Below are 18,257 nucleotides of genomic sequence, written 5' to 3'. Positions count from 1 at the left end.
TTGAAATGTGTGGTAAATGGTATGAACAATATAGAAAACTGGCTGCAACTTCTGGGAGTAGTTACCCGCTTTATTACCCATCCACGAAACTCAGTAATCATGAGCACGACGACACAACAGGTCGAAGAACAGTCCAGTACGATTGAACCGGACGCGCACGTGGATCTGGGTGAAGACCAGATCTATCACCTCCTTCAGAACGAGCGTCGTCGCAACGTGCTCCGATACCTCCACAACGTGGACGAACAGGTGGAGATGCGAGATATCGCCGAACAAGTGGCTGCGTGGGAGAACGACACCACGGTACAGGCGCTCTCGTCGAGCGAGCGCCAGCGCGTGTACATCCCCCTGTATCAGTCACACCTCCCCAAACTGGACGAGGAGGGTGTCATCGAGTACGACCAGAGCCGCGGGACGGTACGGAAAAACCCCGCAGCAGACCTGCTGTACGACTACCTCGAACCGAACGAGACCGAGACGGACGACGAAGCGGCCGACGAAGACGAAGAGACCCGCTGGGATCGATACTATCTCGGCGCATCCGGTGTTGGCGCGACGGTTCTCGCCGGAACGACGCTCGGTGTCGCCCCCTTCGCACTGCTTCCACAGGGTGCCATCGGCGTCTTTATCCTCGGAATGTTCTGGACGCTGACACTCGGTCAGCGTCTCGCCTGAGTGCGCGTAAACAGTAGATAAACGCGGTCGAGTTCTGTATCGGATGGGAGATAATGCAGGATCTGTTAGATGCGTGACTCTCCTCTGTCTGCGATATTTCGAGTACATTGGAGCAGATAGTCGCCATAGTATGTTAGGAAATCTAACTAAATCCAGAAATTATATATGGTAGAAATTCAACCCCAAAGGAAAAATACTCACCGTGGAAATACCAAAGACAGAACGGTTTACGCGCCGAAACAGAAGCCCCACTTCGAAATATGAACAACAGGCCACTTGTGATATTCTCCGCATGCCTTCTTCTGCTCGCCAGCGTCACTCCCGCTGTCGCGGCACCCTCGGGTAACGACCTCGTCATCCAGAACGTTTCGTACTCGGGTGACGGTGTCGTCAAGACCGAACAGAACGTGACGTATCTCTGGCAGTCAGCGGCGCACAACATGAGCGTCACCGTCTACGCAGGAAATCGCTCCGGCAACCACGAGGTCTGTACGAACCTCCAGAAACCGGAGAGCAACACCTCGACGACGCTCGGGTGTCGAGACGTATCGCTCACAGCAAGTGGCGTTCAACGCATCAATTTCAGCTTCGGGAGCGTCCCGACGAACGCGACCGGCGAGCGAACCGCCGTCGTTACTGTCGAAGACGGGAATTCCGTCGTCGCTCGCAAGAACACCTCGGTCCACGTGCTGGTGAAATCCAGCGACGTAGACGGTGATAACCTGACGAATGAGGAGGAGATAGAACTCGGGACGAACGTCACGAGCAAGGATACCGACAGGGACGGACTCGAAGACGGCGAGGAGGTGAATGACTACAAGACGAACGCGACGAAGGCCGACACCGACGACGACGGGCTCCGTGACCACGAAGAGATAACGGCAGGGACAGATCCAACCAAGAAGGACACCGACGAAGACGGGTTGGTCGACGGAAAGGAGAAAGAGCTCGGGACGAACGCGAGCAGCGCGGACACGGACGGCGATGGACTGACGGACATCGCGGAGACGGAGATCGGAGAGCTGAACACCGGCACCAACCCGCTGAAGGCGGATACCGACGGTGATGGGTTAAACGACAGTGAGGAGGTCGAGAGCGTCACAGATCCGACCGAGAAAGACACTGACGACGACGGACTCGACGACGGAGAGGAGAAAAAGCTCGGAACCGACCCAAGCAAGAAAGACACGGACAACGATGGACTTAGCGACGGAGCCGAGGTCGACGCCGGAACCGATCCGTTGGAAGCAGATACCGACGGTGACGGTCTCGACGACGGATTCGAGCGGAGCTTCGGGACGAATCCGAATAGTCGCCTCGTCGCGGGTGGGCTATATCTCGTCCTGCTCACCCTGCTCGTCGGCGCCGGATTGCTGATTCAGCGCAACAGAACGGACTGGTTCTCGACAATGTTCGACGAGAACGACCAGGACGAACAGAAACCAGAGCCGACGGTTCAAACCGACGAGGTACTGACCGACGCAGATCGTGTTCTCAACCTCTTGCGCGAGAACGGCGGGCGACTTCCACAGGGAGAGATCATCGAGAAGACCGGCTGGTCGAAATCGAAAGTAAGCAGATTGCTCTCGAAGATGGAAGACAAACAACAGATAAGCAAAATCAATATCGGTCGGAAGAACATCGTCATCCTCTACGGGCAAGAACCCGGAGAGTCGGATCTTTCGCCGGGTAGATAGCGATTGTCATAGTGAAAAGGCAGTATTTTTCCGAAATTCTAATCCCCGCAAAGAGACGGTCGTTCTATCAAAGAGACAGTTAAACTCGATGAGACAGTGTCGAAAGGTCATAGGTTCGTTTTACAGCCTTGCTAAGCCACCCCCTTAATCAGTCTATAGTAATGGGGGTAGGGTGAAATGTCCGTGACAAGGGCCAGCCGTCGTTCCCCCGCGATTCGACGGTTCGGCTACAGGATACTTACACCCATGAACCACCCAGACATAACAGACGGACGTGCGACGGTTCGCTCCGGAACGGCCACCTCCACGGAGAGAGGGCCGATACCCGAGACGCACCGCGTGCGGTTCGTAGTCCGACAGGAGGGGACGTAGATGTGTGGAATCATCGCTCGAATCGGCGACGGTGATGCCATCACGAAACTCGTCACAGGACTCGAAAATCTCGAATATCGAGGCTACGATTCGGCTGGTGTCGCGATCCAGAACGGGACGGGTATCTCCGTCTACAAGCGGTCGGGACAGATCTCGGAGCTGAAAGACTCCATCGTCGGTAACGTCCCGAAAGGAAACGTCGGGATCGGCCACACCCGCTGGAGCACGCACGGGCCGCCGACCGACGAGAATGCCCATCCCCACACGAGCGAGACCGACAACGTCGCCGTGGTACACAACGGTATCATCGAGAACTACGCCGAGCTCAAGGCGTGGCTCGAAGAGCAAGGCCACGAGTTCACGAGCGACACCGACACCGAAGTCATCCCCCATCTCTTCGAACACTACCTCGGAGAGGCCCAGAGCATCGAAGACGCATTTCGGATGACCATCCGTGACCTCGAAGGGAGCTACGCGGTCGCGTCGCTCGTCGACGGCGTAGACGCCGTCTACGCGGCTCGACAGGGGTCACCCCTCATCCTCGGGTTGGACAACGACGAGTACTACCTCGCCAGCGACGTGCCAGCCTTCATCGACCACACCGACGACGTCGTCTACTTCAAAGACGGAGATATCGCCGTCCTCGAACCGAACGGTGTCACGATGACCGACCTCGACGGGAACCGAGTCACCCGCGACGTCGAGCGCATCGATTGGAACCCCGAAGATGCTGGAAAGGGCGGCTACGAACACTACATGCTCAAGGAGATCAACACCCAGCCCAACGCACTGGCGAACACCATCGAGGGCCGAGTGAAAGACGGCGAAGTCAACCTCGAAGACTTCCCGAAAGGGACGTTCTCCAACGTAGACGACGTCCACTTCGTCGCATGTGGTACCTCCTATCACGCTGCACTCTACGGCCAGCAGTTGCTCAACGAAGCGGGTATTCGAGCACAAGCGTTCCGCGCCAGCGAATACGTCGGTTCGACGCCCGGACATGTCACGGAGAACACGCTGGTCATCGCGGTCACGCAGAGTGGCGAGACGGCAGACACGCTCGGTGCGCTCCAGCAGGCCCAAGAGCAGGGTGCACGAGTCGTCACGGTGACGAACGTGATGGGTTCGACCGCGGCCCGCCAGGCCGACGAGGCACTGTTCATCCGGGCTGGCCCGGAGATCGGTGTCGCCGCGACCAAGACGTTCTCCTCGCAGGCAGTCACGCTCTCCCTGCTCGGAATTCGGCTCGCCGAGGACATCGAGATGGCGAACCCACCGGAGGACAAGGTCGACCTCTTGCGGGAGTTGGCCCATCTGCCGGAGTACGTAGAGCAGGTTCTCGCGTCCACGGACGCAAAGCGCATCGCGAGTCGGTACGCCGGTAGTGAGTCGTTCTTCTTCATCGGACGAGGGCTGAACAACGCCGTCGCCAAGGAGGGCGCACTGAAGTTCAAGGAGATCACGTACGAGCACGCCGAAGGCTTCGCCTCTGGCGAGCTGAAACACGGCCCGCTGGCGCTCGTGACGCCGAACACACCCGTGTTCGCGCTGTTCAACGGCGACGACGACGGAAAGACGCTGAAGAACGCAGAAGAGGCACAGGCCCGTGGAGCACCCATCGTCGCCGTCGCGAAGAAAGACCACCAGGCGGCGAACATCGCGGATTCCTTCCTCGAGATCCCCGACACACATCCCGTCTGGTCGGGGCTCCTGGCGAACGTCCAGTTACAGTTGGTGTCCTACTACGCGGCGAAGAATCTTGGACGCTCGATCGACAAGCCACGAAATCTGGCGAAGAGTGTGACGGTTGAATAATCGACATCGGTGAAAGCCGACGCGGGCGAGAACCAGCGCGGGTGGTTCTCGGGTGTTTTTCAGAGCTGTGGTGCCTCGCGGAGTCGACGTGCATGAAACAGTGCGAGCACCGCGAATGCGACGGCAGTGACGAGCGCGACGTAGATAACGAGCGCGCTATCGAAGAACCACATAGCGACCGTTCCGCCAGTACTGAGGCCCGCGAGACCGAGATATCGGGTACTCCAGTCGAGACCGCTCATGGTTTACAGGTTCGGTGGAGCGTGTTTTATTATCGGGGCGCTAAGTCCGGTGAAACCATCGTTCCGTTTCGATAATCCGGGAGATTGGACGGGTGTCGAGTGGAAAGGGAGTGGAAACCGAGAGGAGGGGGGTAGAATAGTCAGAAAGAAAATGAAACGAGAGACGATATGTGAAATCGTCTGAAAATGGTCATATCTGCCGAGCCAAAAATTATTACTTAATGCCCAATGTAGTAACAAATGTCCCATCGTCGCCGTGGCAGTCGCCGAGTGGGACAGCTGTCATCCACTTCCTTCTACCGCCCTCGAAAACGGCCCCGGAAAACGCTGCCCACCGAACTATCGTCGAGTCGGATGGCTGCCTAGCTATACTTCCGCGTTCACGGTCGGTGACTGTCCCGCAGAGAAGGAGGCGAATCACTCCGTGTATTCGGTCACGAATGCGTCAGCCGTCTCGAACACATCGTCTGCAGCGTCGGGGTCACGGGCCTCCGCAGCGATTCGAACTAACGGCTCGGTTCCACTGGCACGGATGAGGAACCAGCCGTCGTCCAGCGAGACGCGGACACCGTCGATGGTGGTGGCGTCGTCGTAGCGGTCGGTGACGGCCTTCGCGAGGCGCTCCATCAGGCCGCCTTTGTCCGCGACTTCCACGTTCTTCCGCCGGATAGGGTACTCACCCACGTCGACAGCGAGTTCCGACAGCGGGCCATCGTGGGCGATCAGTTCCGCCAGACGGCAGGCCGCGAGCGAGCCGTCCGGACAGAGCGTCTGGTCGGGCCAGATCCACGCACCGGACTGCTCGCCGCCGAAGACGACACCCGACTCCGTCGCGCGCTCTGCGACGTACACGTCGCCGACCTGCGTCCGAACCACGTCCGCGCCCTGCTCGGCCAGCACGTCCTCGACGATGAGGCTGGTGTCCACGGGCGTCGCGACCGTCTCGCCCTCGCCTGCGCGCTGTCGTGCGAACAGAGTGAGTAGCACGTCGCCGGAGAGGAAATCACCATTTTCGTCGACGGCCATCATGCGGTCGGCGTCGCCGTCGTGGGCGATACCGAGATCAGCGTCGGTGGCCGCGACGTGATCGCAGAGGGACCAGCAGTTCTCTGCGGTCGGTTCGCTCGGGCGAGCAGGGAATCGGCCGTCGGGCTGGGCGTTCAGCGTCTCGACGTCACAGCCCAGTTCGTAGAGGGCGTCGGCGGTGACCGCTCCCGCACCGTTGCCTACGTCGACGACGACAGAGAGGTCGGCGGGCGCGACTGCCTCGCTGAGCGTTTCGACGTGGCGGGCGTGCGCGCCCGTCCACTGCGTTTCTTCGCCGGTTTCGTCCCATCCTGCGAGGTCGAAGTCCGCTTCCTCGATGACGCGGGTGATCTCCGCGCGTTGTTCGGCGTCGAACGCCTGTCCCGAGGGATTCCAGAGCTTGATACCGTTGTCCGTCGAGGGATTGTGCGAGGCGGTGATAGAGACGCCTGCGTCGGCGTCCTGCCACGCGACGCTCCGGGCGACCGTGGGCGTCGCAGCGAGGCCGAGATCCACGACGTCCGCCCCACACTCGCGGAGGCCAGCCGAGAGGGCGTCCTTGAGGAACTGGCCGCTCTCTCGGGGGTCGCGGCCAACGACGACGCGCTCCGCCCCGGTCGAGGCGAGCGCTCGACCGACCGCCAGCGTGAGTTCTCCCGTGACGACTTCACCAACAGGTCCGCGGATTCCGCTGGTTCCGAACATTGTTCGTACGTCGTGCGGAATTGGCAAAAGGATTCCTTTCGGGGGAAATGTCACCCACGCTCGGTTCCGCGAGCGTCCGCGTACGCGACCGCCGTGACGATGCCCGTGTATCGGATCGTCGAGATGAGTTCGGTGCGAAGTCCGTACAGCAGTTCGAGGGCGAACGCTCCTATCAGTTCGTCCAGAAACGCGCCGATGAGAAATGCGAGCAGGATGATAGCGCCGATCCGAAGGCTTTCGCCGAGTAGCCATCGGCTGTCGACGGTCGTACTCATAACGAACGATTCGAGAATGCGGCAGAAATAGTTTCGTCTGTGTGACGTACCCGTCTCCTGACTACGCCACTCGCGGGCCGTTTTCGGGAACCTTCGTCTGTTCCATCGGCTCGCTGACGCGGAAGATCATCGCACCCTCGTTCTCGTAGATGAGTTTGTAGCGGTCGGAGTCCACGAGATTTTCGCGCATCCACGGTTTCTGGTACTCGTCGATGCCGCGCACCGTGTAGTGGCCCTTCGGGACGTAGATGTAATCGGGGTTGACGTCGTTCGAGATCATCTTCTGTGTGATACACGCCTTCCCCGGACAGCGTGACATTCGCTTGTAGAGGCTGAGATGGTGGTTGTATGGCTTGTGACCCTCCCACTCGACACCCCACGGCCCGACGAGGATGGCCCGGTCGGTCAGGAGCGGGAACCACTCGGCGGCGTCACCGAGGACGACGAACTCCGAATCGGCGGCAGTGTTCTCTTCTACCCACTGCATCGCGGCCCTGTCGTCGTCGTCCATGAAGGCTGGCTGCGTGGTGCTCTCGTGGTGGGAGTTGAGACCGCTCGCGGCGAACGAGACGCCGACACTCGACACAAGCAAGCCGAGGACGATGACGGCGACGAGCGGCGCAGACCGGGGGTAGTTCGTCGTCCGCGACCAGTTGCGGACGCGGGGGACGATCACCTCGAAGACGAACACGGAGGCCATCATCGCCCCGGCGGGGAACTGGAAACGAACCTTGCCGAGCACCAACGCGGCGGACACCAACCAGAGAGGGAGGAACACCCGCCGTTGTTTGAGCAAGTACACCCCGCCCGCAAACGACCCGAGGAAGAAGACGATGGGAACGTCGAGGTCGAGCGGATAGACGAACTGCTGGAGCAGGCGACCGAGACCGCCACCGATTCCCGAATGCGTTCCGGAGGCGGCGGTGAAGATGCCGATGCCGTGGGTGGCGGCGATCTGCAGCCACCACGGCGACGCGAGGAGGATACCACCGGCAGCGACGATAGCACCGTGAACGAGACCACGGGGTGTTCGGCTGAAACAGGCGAACATCACGAGGTAGGTCGTCCCGAAGAAGACGGTGTAGACGGGATGCGTGAGGATGGTCAACCCGAACAACACCGCCGACGGGACGATCCACTTTCGATCAGCTGTTTTGAACAGCTTCAGGCCGGTGTACGCACCCGTCAGCGCGAACAGGAAGGCAGGTGCGCGCACGACGCCGCCCGCCGAGAGGTGCCACTGGAGGGCAGGGGGCGTCACGGAGAGGAGCAGCGTTGCGAACCCTGCGCGTGGCGTCGATTTCAGAACCTCACGTGCGATGAAGTAGAACGGCACGAGATACAGCACCGTCACGAATCCGGGCAGGAGGCGACTGAGCGTGATGGGGTCGACACCGGTCGTATCCATCAACACCGCCGAGACGTAGTACATCAGCGGCGGATAGCCGAAGGGAACACCGTCTTTCGTGTACAGCGGGATGGACTCCGGCAGGCCGTATCCGTGGGCGCTGATCTCCTGTGCGATCTGGAGGTACAGGCCAGCGCCGTAGGCTGGGTACGGATGCGTCGTGAGGTAGACGACGTACACCAGCAGTCCGGTTCCCATCGCCGTGGCGAGCCACGCACGCTCGTCACGGGCGAGTTCGATCAGCTTCGATGCGACGTCCCAATTCTGTCGTTCGTTGACACCGTGTGACATCAGACTTCACCCCATCTCTGTTGTTCGACCGATAGTTGTCCACACATGGTCATCGCCTCCGTTCGACGTGTATCGTCCAGGGAAGGGACAACGACCGAGACGACCAGCGCCATTCGGTGGCTGCCCACGAAACCGTGCCCAAACAGAGCACGAGGAGGGCGAGCACCTCGGTCGGCCCCATCCACGCTGGCAGGATGTACATGAAGGCGTTCATGTACCTGCCGGGGACGAGATTCTTTATTTGTAACCAGATGCGTCCAGCTATACTTTCTTTCTGGCCAGCTTTCTGACCATTCTCATCTGGATTCTTCTTCTCGGCTTTCGATCCGAGCCCGAGTTCTTTCGCGCTCTTGCCGCCCGCGCTCTCGTCGCCCGTCCCGAGTCGCTCTGCTTCGTACGGGAAGGCGATATCGACCGACCAGATGACCTCTCCCTGCTGGTTCACCTCGACGACCCGGTTACCGTTTGAGTCGGTGATGAGGGTGTTGCCGTTCGGCAGGCGGTCGGCGTCACGGGGCCACTGCGTCTTGGAATCCTGCCACATCCACGTCCGCTTCCACTCACCGTTCTCGCGCTGGTACTCGACGACACGATTGTTCTCGGAGTCCCCGATGAGGACTGCCGGGCCACCCTGCGATTTGGGGATGTAGTCCGGGTTGTGTTGCTCGTAGAGGATCTCGTGTTCGTTGTCGGTCCCGAGCGTCCAGTTTTCCACGAGGCCCGTCTCCCGGTCGAGAAAGACCACCTGGTCGTGATTCCGGACGCTGACCATCAGTCGCCCGTCTTCGAGGACTTCCACGTCGTTGATGTGCGTCCAGTCTTCGGGATATGGCCCGCCGCTCGTCTTGGTGTCGAAGTCGTTCTGTGCCTCCCACGACCACTCCACGAGACCCGTCGTCGTGTTGACAACGAACACCCGATCTTGCGCGATGTCGGCGATAGCGTACGTCGACCGGTTGATTCGGTCGCCGTCGTGCCATCGAGTCGAGTGCTTACCGGGCGTGACGCGACTGAAGACGGGCGTCACCTCCCCGGTGGAGAGGTTGACGCGCTCGATACCGTTGCGCGTACACACCTCGCTTCCGCCGCATTCCGATTTGCTCATGTGGTCGGCGTAGAGGTATTCGACGGTCGCACTGGTTCCCTTCACGGGGTCGACGTCCCAGTAGCGAGTGTGCGTGTCGTTGTAGTAGAGCACCGTTCCGTTCGGGTTGAACGCAACCAGTTCGGCGCGGGCACGCGGCCCATCACCCTCCTTACCGAGCCACGTATTCGAGTCGGTTGCGATGACGGTGATGTTGTCGGTCTGTGGTGCGATTTTCTCACCGCCGCCGCTCGAGAGATCTGCCTGACGGATCTGCTTGTCGGTGTGTCCGACCGATGAACTCGCAGCTCCGTTCGCCAGAGCGAGAACTGAGAGGACGACGAGGGATGCAAAGGCGATACGATAGAACTTCCGAGCGGACATCTGTACCCTATTGTACACCTAGTCACTTTTTATTATCTCGTCGCTAAGCCGTTCAGGCACGGTTTGAACGACGAATGAACGTTATAACAACTACCTGCCGTCCCACAACCGATCTGAAACAGTTGGAAATCCGTCATTTGGTTCATGAAATAGACGAAATATTGTCATCTTTTTGGGATAGATAGTAACGTGAGAACTGTTTTCAGGGAACAGGGCACGGTGAGAACGGCGTCGAAATTAAGTTCTGTATAATAAAAGGGAACGACTGTCTCGGTATCGATACCAACTCCCGACTATCGTTTAGTGCGAACGAACCCCCTGCGCCGAGGTTATATATCGACCACTCGCCGTCGGCGCGACCACCACCGCCAATCGATATGTCATCGCAGCAAGATTCCAATCTATCCAGCGTATCCGAAGACCTCCCGAAGACGGGGCGGAGAGAGCTACTTGCCACTCTCGGGATGGCGCTCGGAAGCGGCTGTATCGAAGAGGCCCGGTCGTTAGTGAGTCGTGACCAACCGAAACAGATCTCGCTCTCGATAAAGACCCTCCCAGCGGACGCAGACCCGCGCGCGATTCGAATCGCTCGATTTCTCGCCCAGCAGCTCGAAGCAGTCGGTGTCTCGGCACAGGTCGTGCCGATGGAGCGCGTCGAACTCCAGCGGGAGATCCTCCTGAATCAGTCTTTCGACTGTTACGTCGCCAGCCATCCTGGCTTTCACGACGCAGACGAACTGCGAACGCTCCTCCACTCACGATTCGACACCGAAGCAGGTTGGCAGAACCCGTTCGGGTACGCGAATCTCGGTGTAGATAAACAACTCACAGCACAACGACGACAGAGTGGACACCAGCGGAGGAAGACGCTGCGGGAACTCCAGCACTCTATCGCGCGCGATCAGCCATTCACCGTCGTCGCGTTCCCCGACGAGATTCGTGCAACACGGGTCGACCGCTTCGATGGGTGGACAGACCACGGAAGCGTCCACTCTCCGCTCGGTTACTTCTCCCTCCAGTCACGCGGAAGCAACGACCGACGACTACGGATGACGCTCCAGGATTCACGTCCGACAGAGAACTTGAATCCTCTCTCGGTCGAGTTTCGAAACGATGGGTCGATACTCGGGCTGCTGTACGACCCGCTCGGGCGGTGGATCGACGGGAAGGTTCGGCCATGGCTCGCCACATCGTGGGAGTGGCAGTCGGAGAAGAAACAGAAGAAGCCCGTCGTGAAGATGCGGCTTCGGGACAACCTGTTCTGGCACGACGAAGCAGCACTCACGGCGGAAGACGTCGCATTCACCTACCGGTACCTCGGTGACACTGCGATTGGAACGCACGAAAGTCCGATTCCAGCACCGCGATTTCGGGGCGCATCCTCGCTCGTCGAGTCGGCCACTGCGATAGACGAGCGAATGGTTCGCATCCAGTTCGGGGCAGCTAGCCGAGCGGTCGCAGTACAGGCATTCACGATACCGATCCTGCCGAAGCACATCTGGAGATCGAAGCACAAACAGGCCGAGATCGCGGGATTCGGCACGGACTCGACCGCCACGAAAGCGCTCGTCTGGAACAACATGCAGCCGGTCGGAAGCGGGCCGTTGCAGTTCAAGAGCGCGAAGCTCAGGCAGTCGGTAACGTTCGAACGGTTCGACCGTCACTTCCTCTCGCGCATCGACACCGACGACGATAAACTCGACCCGAAAAATGACCCGACGCCAGAACCGGCATACATCGAACGATACGCAGGGGGACTCGGATTCGAGCAGTTGCGGTTCATCATCGTTCCATCGGGGGCGGCGGCGGCGAAACTCGTCCTGAACGACGACGCAGACGGGACGGCGACCAGTGTGACGGCAGACGAAGTGCGTGACATCGGGCGGGCAGAGAACGTCCAGTTGCACGTCGACGAATCGCCGTCAATGTACCACGTTGGTTTCAACGCCCGAAAGGCCCCATTCAGCAACGTCCGGTTTCGGCGGTCGGTAGCTCGACTGCTCGATAAGGAGTACCTCGTCGAGAGCGTGTTCGGAGGCTACGCAGATCCAGCGACCAGTCCGTTGGCTCGTCAGGAATCGCTCGCCGAAGATCTACGCTGGTCGGGGAACGATTCCGAGCTCCCGTTCCCCGGTGAGAACGGAAATCTCAACGTCTCGAAGGCGAAAGCGGCGTTCAAGAAGGCAGGGTATCGGTACACGAACGACGGAAAGCTGCTTCGACGCTGAGAATGACCGTGAAAATGCCAGTCGGGGACACGAAAGAGGACGAAGAGAGAGACGAGAACGACGCGGAGGAGGACACGACATGAGTTTAGCCGAGATTGCCGGTCTCGTGCTGGTCGGCGAGATCGCGATGCTGGCAACAGCCACGGCAGCGGTCGTCGGAGTGTCGGGCCTCAAGCGCGCACGCGGACATTTTCGAGAGCGTATCAGAGCGCTGTTACCCCACTTCGGGCTGCTGATCGTCGTCCTTGCAGTGAACAATGTCGCCCGTGAGTACGGACCAGAGCTGTCGTGGATCATCGGTTGGAATATCACGGGGTTGATTCACGCGGTTGAGGGAGATTTCGTCGGCACCGTTCAGTCGGTCGCGACGCCGGAGCTGACGGCGTACTTCTCGTTCATGTACATCTATGGCTACGTCTTCTTGCTCGTATTTCCCTTCGTGGCCTACTTCGCGCTCCCGGAGGAGAGACCGCTGAAAGAGACGACCATCGCCTATGCGCTGAACTATGGACTGGGGCTCGTCTGCTACATCCTCTTTATTTCGTATGGACCACGGAACCTGATTCCGGACGTGGTAGCCCCACTGCTCTACTCGACGTATCCCCAGTCCCAGATCCTGACGGGAGAGGTGAACGCGAACACGAACGTCTTTCCCTCCCTACACACTTCGCTGTCGGTCAGCGTCGCCCTGCTCGCATACAGAACTCGTGAGGCGTATCCCAGATGGACCCTAGTGGCGATTCCTACGGCCGCTAGCATCGTTGTCGCCACGATGTACCTCGGCATCCACTGGGGAACGGACGTACTCGCGGGTATCCTTCTCGGGATCGTCAGTGTTCTCGGCGCGGAACGGTTGCTAGACCGACGTTCGCGATGATAGGCGAAACACGAGACCGACGTTCGCAGTGAAAGTGAGAGAGTCATCTGGTCGAGCCCGATCAAAGAGGGTCTGTCGAGTTCGATAACTGGAAGAAGTGGGTCGCCGCTTGGGCTCGAATTCGATGGAGTAGCGGTGGGTTCAGTTTGTGGATAGAATGGCATGTGGTATGATAACAATTGTCTTTTAGAGACACACACCGGGTTTCCAGTGAAATGGGGTGAGAGGGTGGTTGAGGTTGCAGATGAAATGGGGGTTGGGAGAGAAGAGAGTCGATGATCGACTGAAATGGAGGGTAGAGAAGGCAGAGGTTGTCAACAATCGAGAAGACACCTCGTTTCCGGTGAAATCGGCAATCTCAAGATACGTCTTCACCGGAAACGAGGTGTCGATCAGTCACAGATACGTAGTTACAACACTCGAAAACACGGGTTTCACCGGAAACGCGGTGTGCAAACTCGAACCCATGTATGAATAGAATCATAGTATAGAGAGATCCCGTGTAGGAAAGGTTTGAAAAGCGTTTACCACAGTATCTGTATTATCAAAAAATTATGGTTAAAGAAAATATCGAATCGGATGTCGAGATAAAAGCGGGAAAGAAGCACTGAAGCGCCAAGATTCATCGGAAACTCGGTGTGCTCAAAGATCTGCCGTTTCACCGGAAACACGGTGTGCTGAAATCGCAAGCAGAAAGTGGAGACGTTATAGGGGAAATAAAGACGTTAAAGAGGGAGTGAAGATGCGAAAAGGGGTAAGGAAACGAAACGGAATGCGGAGCAACGGAAGGCCGAGAAGCAAAACGGTAGTAGACGGAAGAGCCGGTACTCAGCCATGTCCGATGGTGCTTGACTCCACCTCGTCGGCTGCTGCTCGACTTCGCCACGCCAGCTGATGCTCACACCCGTTAAAACCGTCTCGACGATACTCTTGCCCTTCCCTCACAACGACCCCTGAAACATATTCTACACTATTTTCAACGACACTCCTCGCTCAGCCTCATAGCACATACACACCATGTTTCCAGTGAAACACAGAACAAGAGTGACTCTTCCCCCCCGTTTCGAGTGCACACACCCGTGACAAAGTCATGGTTTACTCTTATTGTGATTAACTTAATGGACTTTAAGAAAACAAACTATATAAAATCTCCGGCAGATAAGCCAAGAAACACAAGGAAATGATGAACGCGTTATAAAAATATCGGCAAATATCCCCGCCTCCCAACACCCCCCACCCCACTCTTCCCCCCCCATTTCACTGGAAACTCGGTGTGTGTCTCTCAGCTAAACTCGACTAGAGCACGTCTTCTAGTAACAATTCTCACCGTACTCCAGCCCATCCTGCACCAGCCACCATACATCCCCCTCCAACCCACTTTCTCCTCCATCACTCCGCTCTATCTCACTCTATCCCATTCCAGGCGACTCGATCTCCATCCACCCGTGGGAAAACAGCTCTCGCCACGAATCTCGTCACGAAACGTGTTTTTTCGTTGCACGTTCACCCCCCGGAACAGTAAAGAGATTTCACTGGAAACGTGGTGTCTATGAGCGACGCCGACTCGGACGAACTCTTCTCTCGGGAAGATCCCATCTTCGCCAAAAAGGAACTTCTCGAAATCAATCACCTGCCGGATCACGGTCGAATCGTCGGGCGAGACGACGAGATCTCCGCCCTCGCCAACGCTCTCAATCCCGCGCTGTTCAACCAGTCCCCGAGCAACGTCCTCCTGTACGGAAAGACGGGAACCGGAAAATCGCTTTGTGCGAAACACGTTTCGCGCCGACTGGTCGACGAAGCAGATGAAGAAGGAGTCACCGTCGGTGTCGCCTACGTGGACTGCGCGCAGGATAGCACCGAGACACAGGCTGTCCAGACCATCGCGACCGCCACGAACACACCGGAAACGGACGTTTCTATCCCTGACAAGGGTATCTCGACTTCGACCTACTACAAGCGACTGTGGCGCATCCTCGACGGGCTGTACGACGTGGTCGTCGTCATCCTCGACGAGATCGACAAATTGGAGAACGACGACATCCTGATGCAGCTCTCTCGCGCAGGTGAGGCGGGGAAACTCACGCGATGTAAACTCGGTGTCATCGGTATCAGTAACAAGATCAAGTACAAAGACCGGATGGACGAGCGCGTCAAATCCAGCCTCTGTGAACGGGAGTTCGTCTTCCCGCCGTACGATGCCAACCAACTTCGTTCTATCATGGAGGCACGTAGTGACGCCTTCAAGGATGGCGTCCTCGAACCCGGAACGATTCCTCTCGCAGCCGCGCAGGCAGCACAGGAGCACGGGGACGCGCGCAAAGCGATCGACATACTCCGCTACGCGGGCGAACTCGCCCAGGCGGAGAGCGCGGAAACCGTCCGTGAGGAGTACGTCAAGAAAGCCCGCGAACGCGCCGAGAACGACCGATTCCGTGAACTCATCCGTGGGGCGACACCGCACTCGAAGTACGCACTCCAGGCGCTCGCGATCCTCTCGCTCGACAATCCGGATGTGGACGCTTTCCGTACGAGCCGCGTCTACGAGGTGTACGAACAGGTCTGTCGGCAGATGGATAGCGACCCGCTTTCGACCCGACGGGTGCGCGATCTCCTCCGGGAACAGGCGTTCCTCGACGTCATCGAGCAGGCCCGCCAGAGCGGTGGGAGTGCTGAAGGGAGCTACACTGAACATCGGCTTCTCGAAGATCCACAGGTCGTGAAGAAAGTCCTCGTCTCCGAAGGGTGAAAGAGTGTTTCTTTCGTCTCCAAATGATGATGGGGTGCTGTGATCGTCTCCAAATGATGATAGTCGCTATCGGTTAGCCGTCCCAGAACTGTGAACTGCTAGTACTGTTCTCTGCCTCGACTTTCATCGGAAACGCGGTGTCCACACATGCTGCTCCTTGCTCCTGCAGTTCCTCTCTTGGTCGTCTGCTGTATCACCACCCCCAGCAGCGTTACCTACGTGTCCACGCATCGCGGCACGTCTCGTCGCAAAACGCGTGGATTCGAAATCCGCTCCCGTCATTGTCTCCGACGACAGGATGCCACTCGTCGGTCTCGACTTGCTTCCCACAGTTCGAACACGTTTCCGAACCTGCCTCTTTCACCGAGACCACCGATGCATGACATCCCATCCCGCTGTTTCTATTCATCACTGTCCCTTGTCATTTACACATGTTTTATCCGATATATAATTTAATCTTCATAAACGAACCCGAAGACACCATTGACTAATACAGATATGTTTCAATTCATCCGAGAGTATCATGTGGTCGTATTCTCCCTCATTTTCCTCTATTCTGTTGTCTTCCTCTATTCTGTTGTTTCCTGTACAACGAATATCTTCTATCTACATACATAGCACCACTCCCGTCAGGAGGTTCAATATGTATTCACGAGGCTGAATAGGAGGTGGAGTGGAGGGGAATGATGTGGAGCGGGGTGGTTCAGAAAGGAATCGTCTTTCAGGCGTCGACGTCCGTCTCCGTCTCGGTATCGAGACCGAAGTCGGAACGGCGGAATCCGGCAGCGTACGTCGGTACCGGGTCGGACGTTCTTGCGTGTCGAACCGTCGTCTGGAACGTCATCACACCGAGGACGAGCAGCGCGAGATTCGCAGGCTGATAATGTGCGTGTACAAGGTCGAGGGTGTACGAACGCTCGACGAACGGGTAGAAGAACTTGATTCCCATCGGAGTGATCAAGTCACCGACGAGATGGCAACTGACCCCGACGAATCCAGTCAGGAATCCGTAGAACGCCTCTTCTCTTCTTCCGGAGAGTGCGAACGGCTTGAACGAGAACGCGATCACGGCCAGTACGACGCCTGCAACGAGGGCAGCCGGAACCGTGTGTGTGATACCCCGGTGTGCGAGTTCGGCGATGCGAAGATCGATATCCGGTGAGACCCCCATCAGGAGTCCTGTCACCGTGACGATCTTTGCGCCTCGGAGTTTGTTCCGTGCGACGAGACCGAAAACGACGAATCCGAACACGAACAATACGATACCCCAGTGACCCAACTTGTTCATAGAGCCACCGGACGTTTGACATCCCCTAGCATCATCAGGACTTGCTATGTAATGTCGCTCCCAAAGGCTAGGGCTTCGAACGTGTAGACTTTAAGTTCTGCACTCACTGACTCTCTCTTGCCAGAACTCGCTTGATCGACTCGATCGTCGAGGAACTACTACGAGGATACTCGAATATCTGTCACGAAATATCACCGGATACCTTTCACTAATACTTCTTCGACCGCTAGAATATTTTTCCGACCGACAGAATCTTGCCGTGAAACTCCTTCGTTCGACAGAATCCGGTCACAGACCTTTCGACGGAAGCTCGTAGAATCCTTCGGTAGAAGCGGCTATTGCTCTTTATCGACGGCAAGCGTGCTTCCGATAAGTTGCTCCGTGTCTCTCCGGAGTCGTTGAGAGATTGCCGACGTCGAGATGTCGAGTTTTCGAGCCAGTTCGTTCTGTGAGATTCGGCGTGGAATCTCGTATTATCCACATTCGTACGCCATCCGAAGCAGTCGTTTCTGTTTCTCGGTCAGGCCGACGATGTCTATCTCTTCGCGGTCTGCTGCGTTTCCAAGCTGGTTGACGCGGAACGTCACGTCGTTCTTCAGACAGTACTCCCGGAACGCGACGAGTGCTTCACGCGACGGTATCTGCATTCGGACGTTCCACCCTCCGTCGCCACTCTCTACGTCGAGGATTCGCGCGTCGAGCTCGGGACAGCGGGGAGCGATTAGCTTCACGCTCGATATCGGTTCGAGTCGGTACACTCGTCCGCCTTCGTACGTCTCGACCAGTGCTAGCTCGGCGACGGTGTGATCACGTTGAAGTGCCCGCTCGAACTCTTCGAACGACTCTCCGAAGACAGAAATGAACAGGTATTCTGGTGTCGTTCCCGTCACGTACTCGGTTCTGACGGTGGTGTCCGGAACTGATCTGAGTGTGGGCGAAAGCAGGAGATCAGAACCAGAGAGGGACACCTCTGCGACGATGTCGTATAGCTGTCGCTCGATACCAGGGGTGTCGCCATCCGATACCGTCGGTGTTAGCTCGGTAAGACCGTCGGAAGGTGGCTGATTAGTGACATTGTTGGATTCTCCGCTCATCTACATAACATATAACTAACGGCCAACAGATGGGTGTTGTAGCTAGA

Annotated in this window: 16 protein-coding genes; 7 read left to right on the top strand and 9 right to left on the bottom strand. The window is 57.8% G+C overall.

All coding sequences use genetic code 11. The annotated features are described in order from the left end of the window. Positions 1-99: 99 nt before the first annotated feature. The 3 genes from ACR3FE_RS25690 (at position 100) to glmS (ending at position 4,559) form a co-directional block, all read left to right on the top strand. Entirely contained in the window at positions 100-675 is a 576-nt protein-coding gene (locus ACR3FE_RS25690; protein WP_458210688.1) for a DUF7344 domain-containing protein, read from the top strand. 260 nt (positions 676-935) lie between these two features. Continuing rightward, the gene (locus tag ACR3FE_RS25685; RefSeq protein WP_458210687.1) at positions 936-2,372 is read left to right on the top strand and encodes a helix-turn-helix transcriptional regulator; all 1,437 of its coding nucleotides are present in this window, start codon (positions 936-938) and stop codon (positions 2,370-2,372) included. Between the two features lie 372 nt (positions 2,373-2,744). Next, positions 2,745-4,559 (top strand): glutamine--fructose-6-phosphate transaminase (isomerizing), encoded by a 1,815-nt coding sequence (gene glmS, locus ACR3FE_RS25680; protein ID WP_458210686.1) that lies wholly within the window; start codon positions 2,745-2,747, stop codon positions 4,557-4,559. A 59-nt stretch (positions 4,560-4,618) separates the two neighbouring features. On the opposite strand, the gene ACR3FE_RS25675 is transcribed toward glmS, so the two are convergent. The 5 genes from ACR3FE_RS25675 to ACR3FE_RS25655 form a co-directional block, all read right to left on the bottom strand. Next, the gene (locus ACR3FE_RS25675) at positions 4,619-4,801 is read right to left on the bottom strand and encodes a hypothetical protein (RefSeq protein WP_458210685.1); all 183 of its coding nucleotides are present in this window, start codon (positions 4,799-4,801) and stop codon (positions 4,619-4,621) included. Positions 4,802-5,218: 417 nt separating this feature from the next. Next, positions 5,219-6,532: a phosphoglucosamine mutase gene (gene glmM / locus ACR3FE_RS25670; RefSeq protein ID WP_458210684.1), complete on the bottom strand. Its 1,314-nt coding sequence runs from the start codon at positions 6,530-6,532 to the stop codon at positions 5,219-5,221. A 50-nt stretch (positions 6,533-6,582) separates the two neighbouring features. Continuing rightward, on the bottom strand, positions 6,583-6,807 hold the full coding sequence (locus tag ACR3FE_RS25665; RefSeq protein ID WP_458210683.1) for a hypothetical protein: 225 nt from the start codon (positions 6,805-6,807) through the stop codon (positions 6,583-6,585). A gap of 61 nt (positions 6,808-6,868) precedes the next feature. Then, positions 6,869-8,506, bottom strand: coding sequence for an ArnT family glycosyltransferase (locus tag ACR3FE_RS25660; protein WP_458210682.1), 1,638 nt, complete (start codon positions 8,504-8,506; stop codon positions 6,869-6,871). Positions 8,507-8,555: 49 nt separating this feature from the next. Continuing rightward, on the bottom strand, positions 8,556-9,992 hold the full coding sequence (locus ACR3FE_RS25655) for an aryl-sulfate sulfotransferase (RefSeq protein ID WP_458210681.1): 1,437 nt from the start codon (positions 9,990-9,992) through the stop codon (positions 8,556-8,558). A gap of 359 nt (positions 9,993-10,351) precedes the next feature. On the opposite strand from ACR3FE_RS25655, the gene ACR3FE_RS25650 reads away from it, so the two are divergent. From ACR3FE_RS25650 to ACR3FE_RS25635, 4 genes are all read left to right on the top strand, one after another. Continuing rightward, positions 10,352-12,202: an ABC transporter substrate-binding protein gene (locus tag ACR3FE_RS25650; RefSeq protein WP_458210680.1), complete on the top strand. Its 1,851-nt coding sequence runs from the start codon at positions 10,352-10,354 to the stop codon at positions 12,200-12,202. A 79-nt stretch (positions 12,203-12,281) separates the two neighbouring features. Continuing rightward, positions 12,282-13,079 (top strand): phosphatase PAP2 family protein, encoded by a 798-nt coding sequence (locus ACR3FE_RS25645; protein WP_458210679.1) that lies wholly within the window; start codon positions 12,282-12,284, stop codon positions 13,077-13,079. 244 nt (positions 13,080-13,323) lie between these two features. Continuing rightward, on the top strand, positions 13,324-13,557 hold the full coding sequence (locus ACR3FE_RS25640; protein WP_458210678.1) for a hypothetical protein: 234 nt from the start codon (positions 13,324-13,326) through the stop codon (positions 13,555-13,557). A 1,071-nt stretch (positions 13,558-14,628) separates the two neighbouring features. After that, positions 14,629-15,828, top strand: coding sequence for an orc1/cdc6 family replication initiation protein (locus tag ACR3FE_RS25635; RefSeq protein ID WP_458210677.1), 1,200 nt, complete (start codon positions 14,629-14,631; stop codon positions 15,826-15,828). A 211-nt stretch (positions 15,829-16,039) separates the two neighbouring features. Here ACR3FE_RS25635 and ACR3FE_RS25630 read toward each other — a convergent pair whose 3' ends face one another. From ACR3FE_RS25630 to ACR3FE_RS25615, 4 genes are all read right to left on the bottom strand, one after another. Beyond that, the gene (locus ACR3FE_RS25630; protein WP_458210707.1) at positions 16,040-16,219 is read right to left on the bottom strand and encodes a DUF7576 family protein; all 180 of its coding nucleotides are present in this window, start codon (positions 16,217-16,219) and stop codon (positions 16,040-16,042) included. A 330-nt stretch (positions 16,220-16,549) separates the two neighbouring features. Then, on the bottom strand, positions 16,550-17,116 hold the full coding sequence (locus tag ACR3FE_RS25625) for a metal-dependent hydrolase (protein WP_458210676.1): 567 nt from the start codon (positions 17,114-17,116) through the stop codon (positions 16,550-16,552). A gap of 335 nt (positions 17,117-17,451) precedes the next feature. Continuing rightward, positions 17,452-17,583 carry a helix-turn-helix domain-containing protein gene (locus ACR3FE_RS25620; protein ID WP_458210706.1) on the bottom strand — a complete coding sequence of 44 codons (132 nt, stop codon included), beginning with the start codon at positions 17,581-17,583 and terminating at the stop codon, positions 17,452-17,454. Between the two features lie 6 nt (positions 17,584-17,589). Then, positions 17,590-18,210 carry a helix-turn-helix domain-containing protein gene (locus ACR3FE_RS25615; protein ID WP_458210675.1) on the bottom strand — a complete coding sequence of 207 codons (621 nt, stop codon included), beginning with the start codon at positions 18,208-18,210 and terminating at the stop codon, positions 17,590-17,592. Between the last annotated feature and the right edge of the window lie 47 nt (positions 18,211-18,257).

Source organism: Haladaptatus rarus, from assembly GCF_054177585.1.
The sequence above is the reverse complement of the archived record's forward strand: the minus strand, read 5'-3'. Positions and strand labels throughout refer to the sequence as shown.

What these genes read in the sequence shown, in the direction of transcription:
- ACR3FE_RS25615 (WP_458210675.1), bottom strand. Translation starts at nt 18,210, where the DNA reads ATGAGCGGAGAATCCAACAATGTCACTAATCAGCCACCTTCCGACGGT.
- ACR3FE_RS25630 (WP_458210707.1), bottom strand. Translation starts at nt 16,219, where the DNA reads ATGGGATGTCATGCATCGGTGGTCTCGGTGAAAGAGGCAGGTTCGGAA.
- ACR3FE_RS25635 (WP_458210677.1), top strand. Translation starts at nt 14,629, where the DNA reads ATGAGCGACGCCGACTCGGACGAACTCTTCTCTCGGGAAGATCCCATC.
- glmS (WP_458210686.1), top strand. Translation starts at nt 2,745, where the DNA reads ATGTGTGGAATCATCGCTCGAATCGGCGACGGTGATGCCATCACGAAA.
- glmM (WP_458210684.1), bottom strand. Translation starts at nt 6,532, where the DNA reads ATGTTCGGAACCAGCGGAATCCGCGGACCTGTTGGTGAAGTCGTCACG.
- ACR3FE_RS25685 (WP_458210687.1), top strand. Translation starts at nt 936, where the DNA reads ATGAACAACAGGCCACTTGTGATATTCTCCGCATGCCTTCTTCTGCTC.
- ACR3FE_RS25675 (WP_458210685.1), bottom strand. Translation starts at nt 4,801, where the DNA reads ATGAGCGGTCTCGACTGGAGTACCCGATATCTCGGTCTCGCGGGCCTC.
- ACR3FE_RS25625 (WP_458210676.1), bottom strand. Translation starts at nt 17,116, where the DNA reads ATGAACAAGTTGGGTCACTGGGGTATCGTATTGTTCGTGTTCGGATTC.
- ACR3FE_RS25660 (WP_458210682.1), bottom strand. Translation starts at nt 8,506, where the DNA reads ATGTCACACGGTGTCAACGAACGACAGAATTGGGACGTCGCATCGAAG.
- ACR3FE_RS25650 (WP_458210680.1), top strand. Translation starts at nt 10,352, where the DNA reads ATGTCATCGCAGCAAGATTCCAATCTATCCAGCGTATCCGAAGACCTC.
- ACR3FE_RS25690 (WP_458210688.1), top strand. Translation starts at nt 100, where the DNA reads ATGAGCACGACGACACAACAGGTCGAAGAACAGTCCAGTACGATTGAA.
- ACR3FE_RS25645 (WP_458210679.1), top strand. Translation starts at nt 12,282, where the DNA reads ATGAGTTTAGCCGAGATTGCCGGTCTCGTGCTGGTCGGCGAGATCGCG.
- ACR3FE_RS25640 (WP_458210678.1), top strand. Translation starts at nt 13,324, where the DNA reads ATGAAATGGGGGTTGGGAGAGAAGAGAGTCGATGATCGACTGAAATGG.
- ACR3FE_RS25665 (WP_458210683.1), bottom strand. Translation starts at nt 6,807, where the DNA reads ATGAGTACGACCGTCGACAGCCGATGGCTACTCGGCGAAAGCCTTCGG.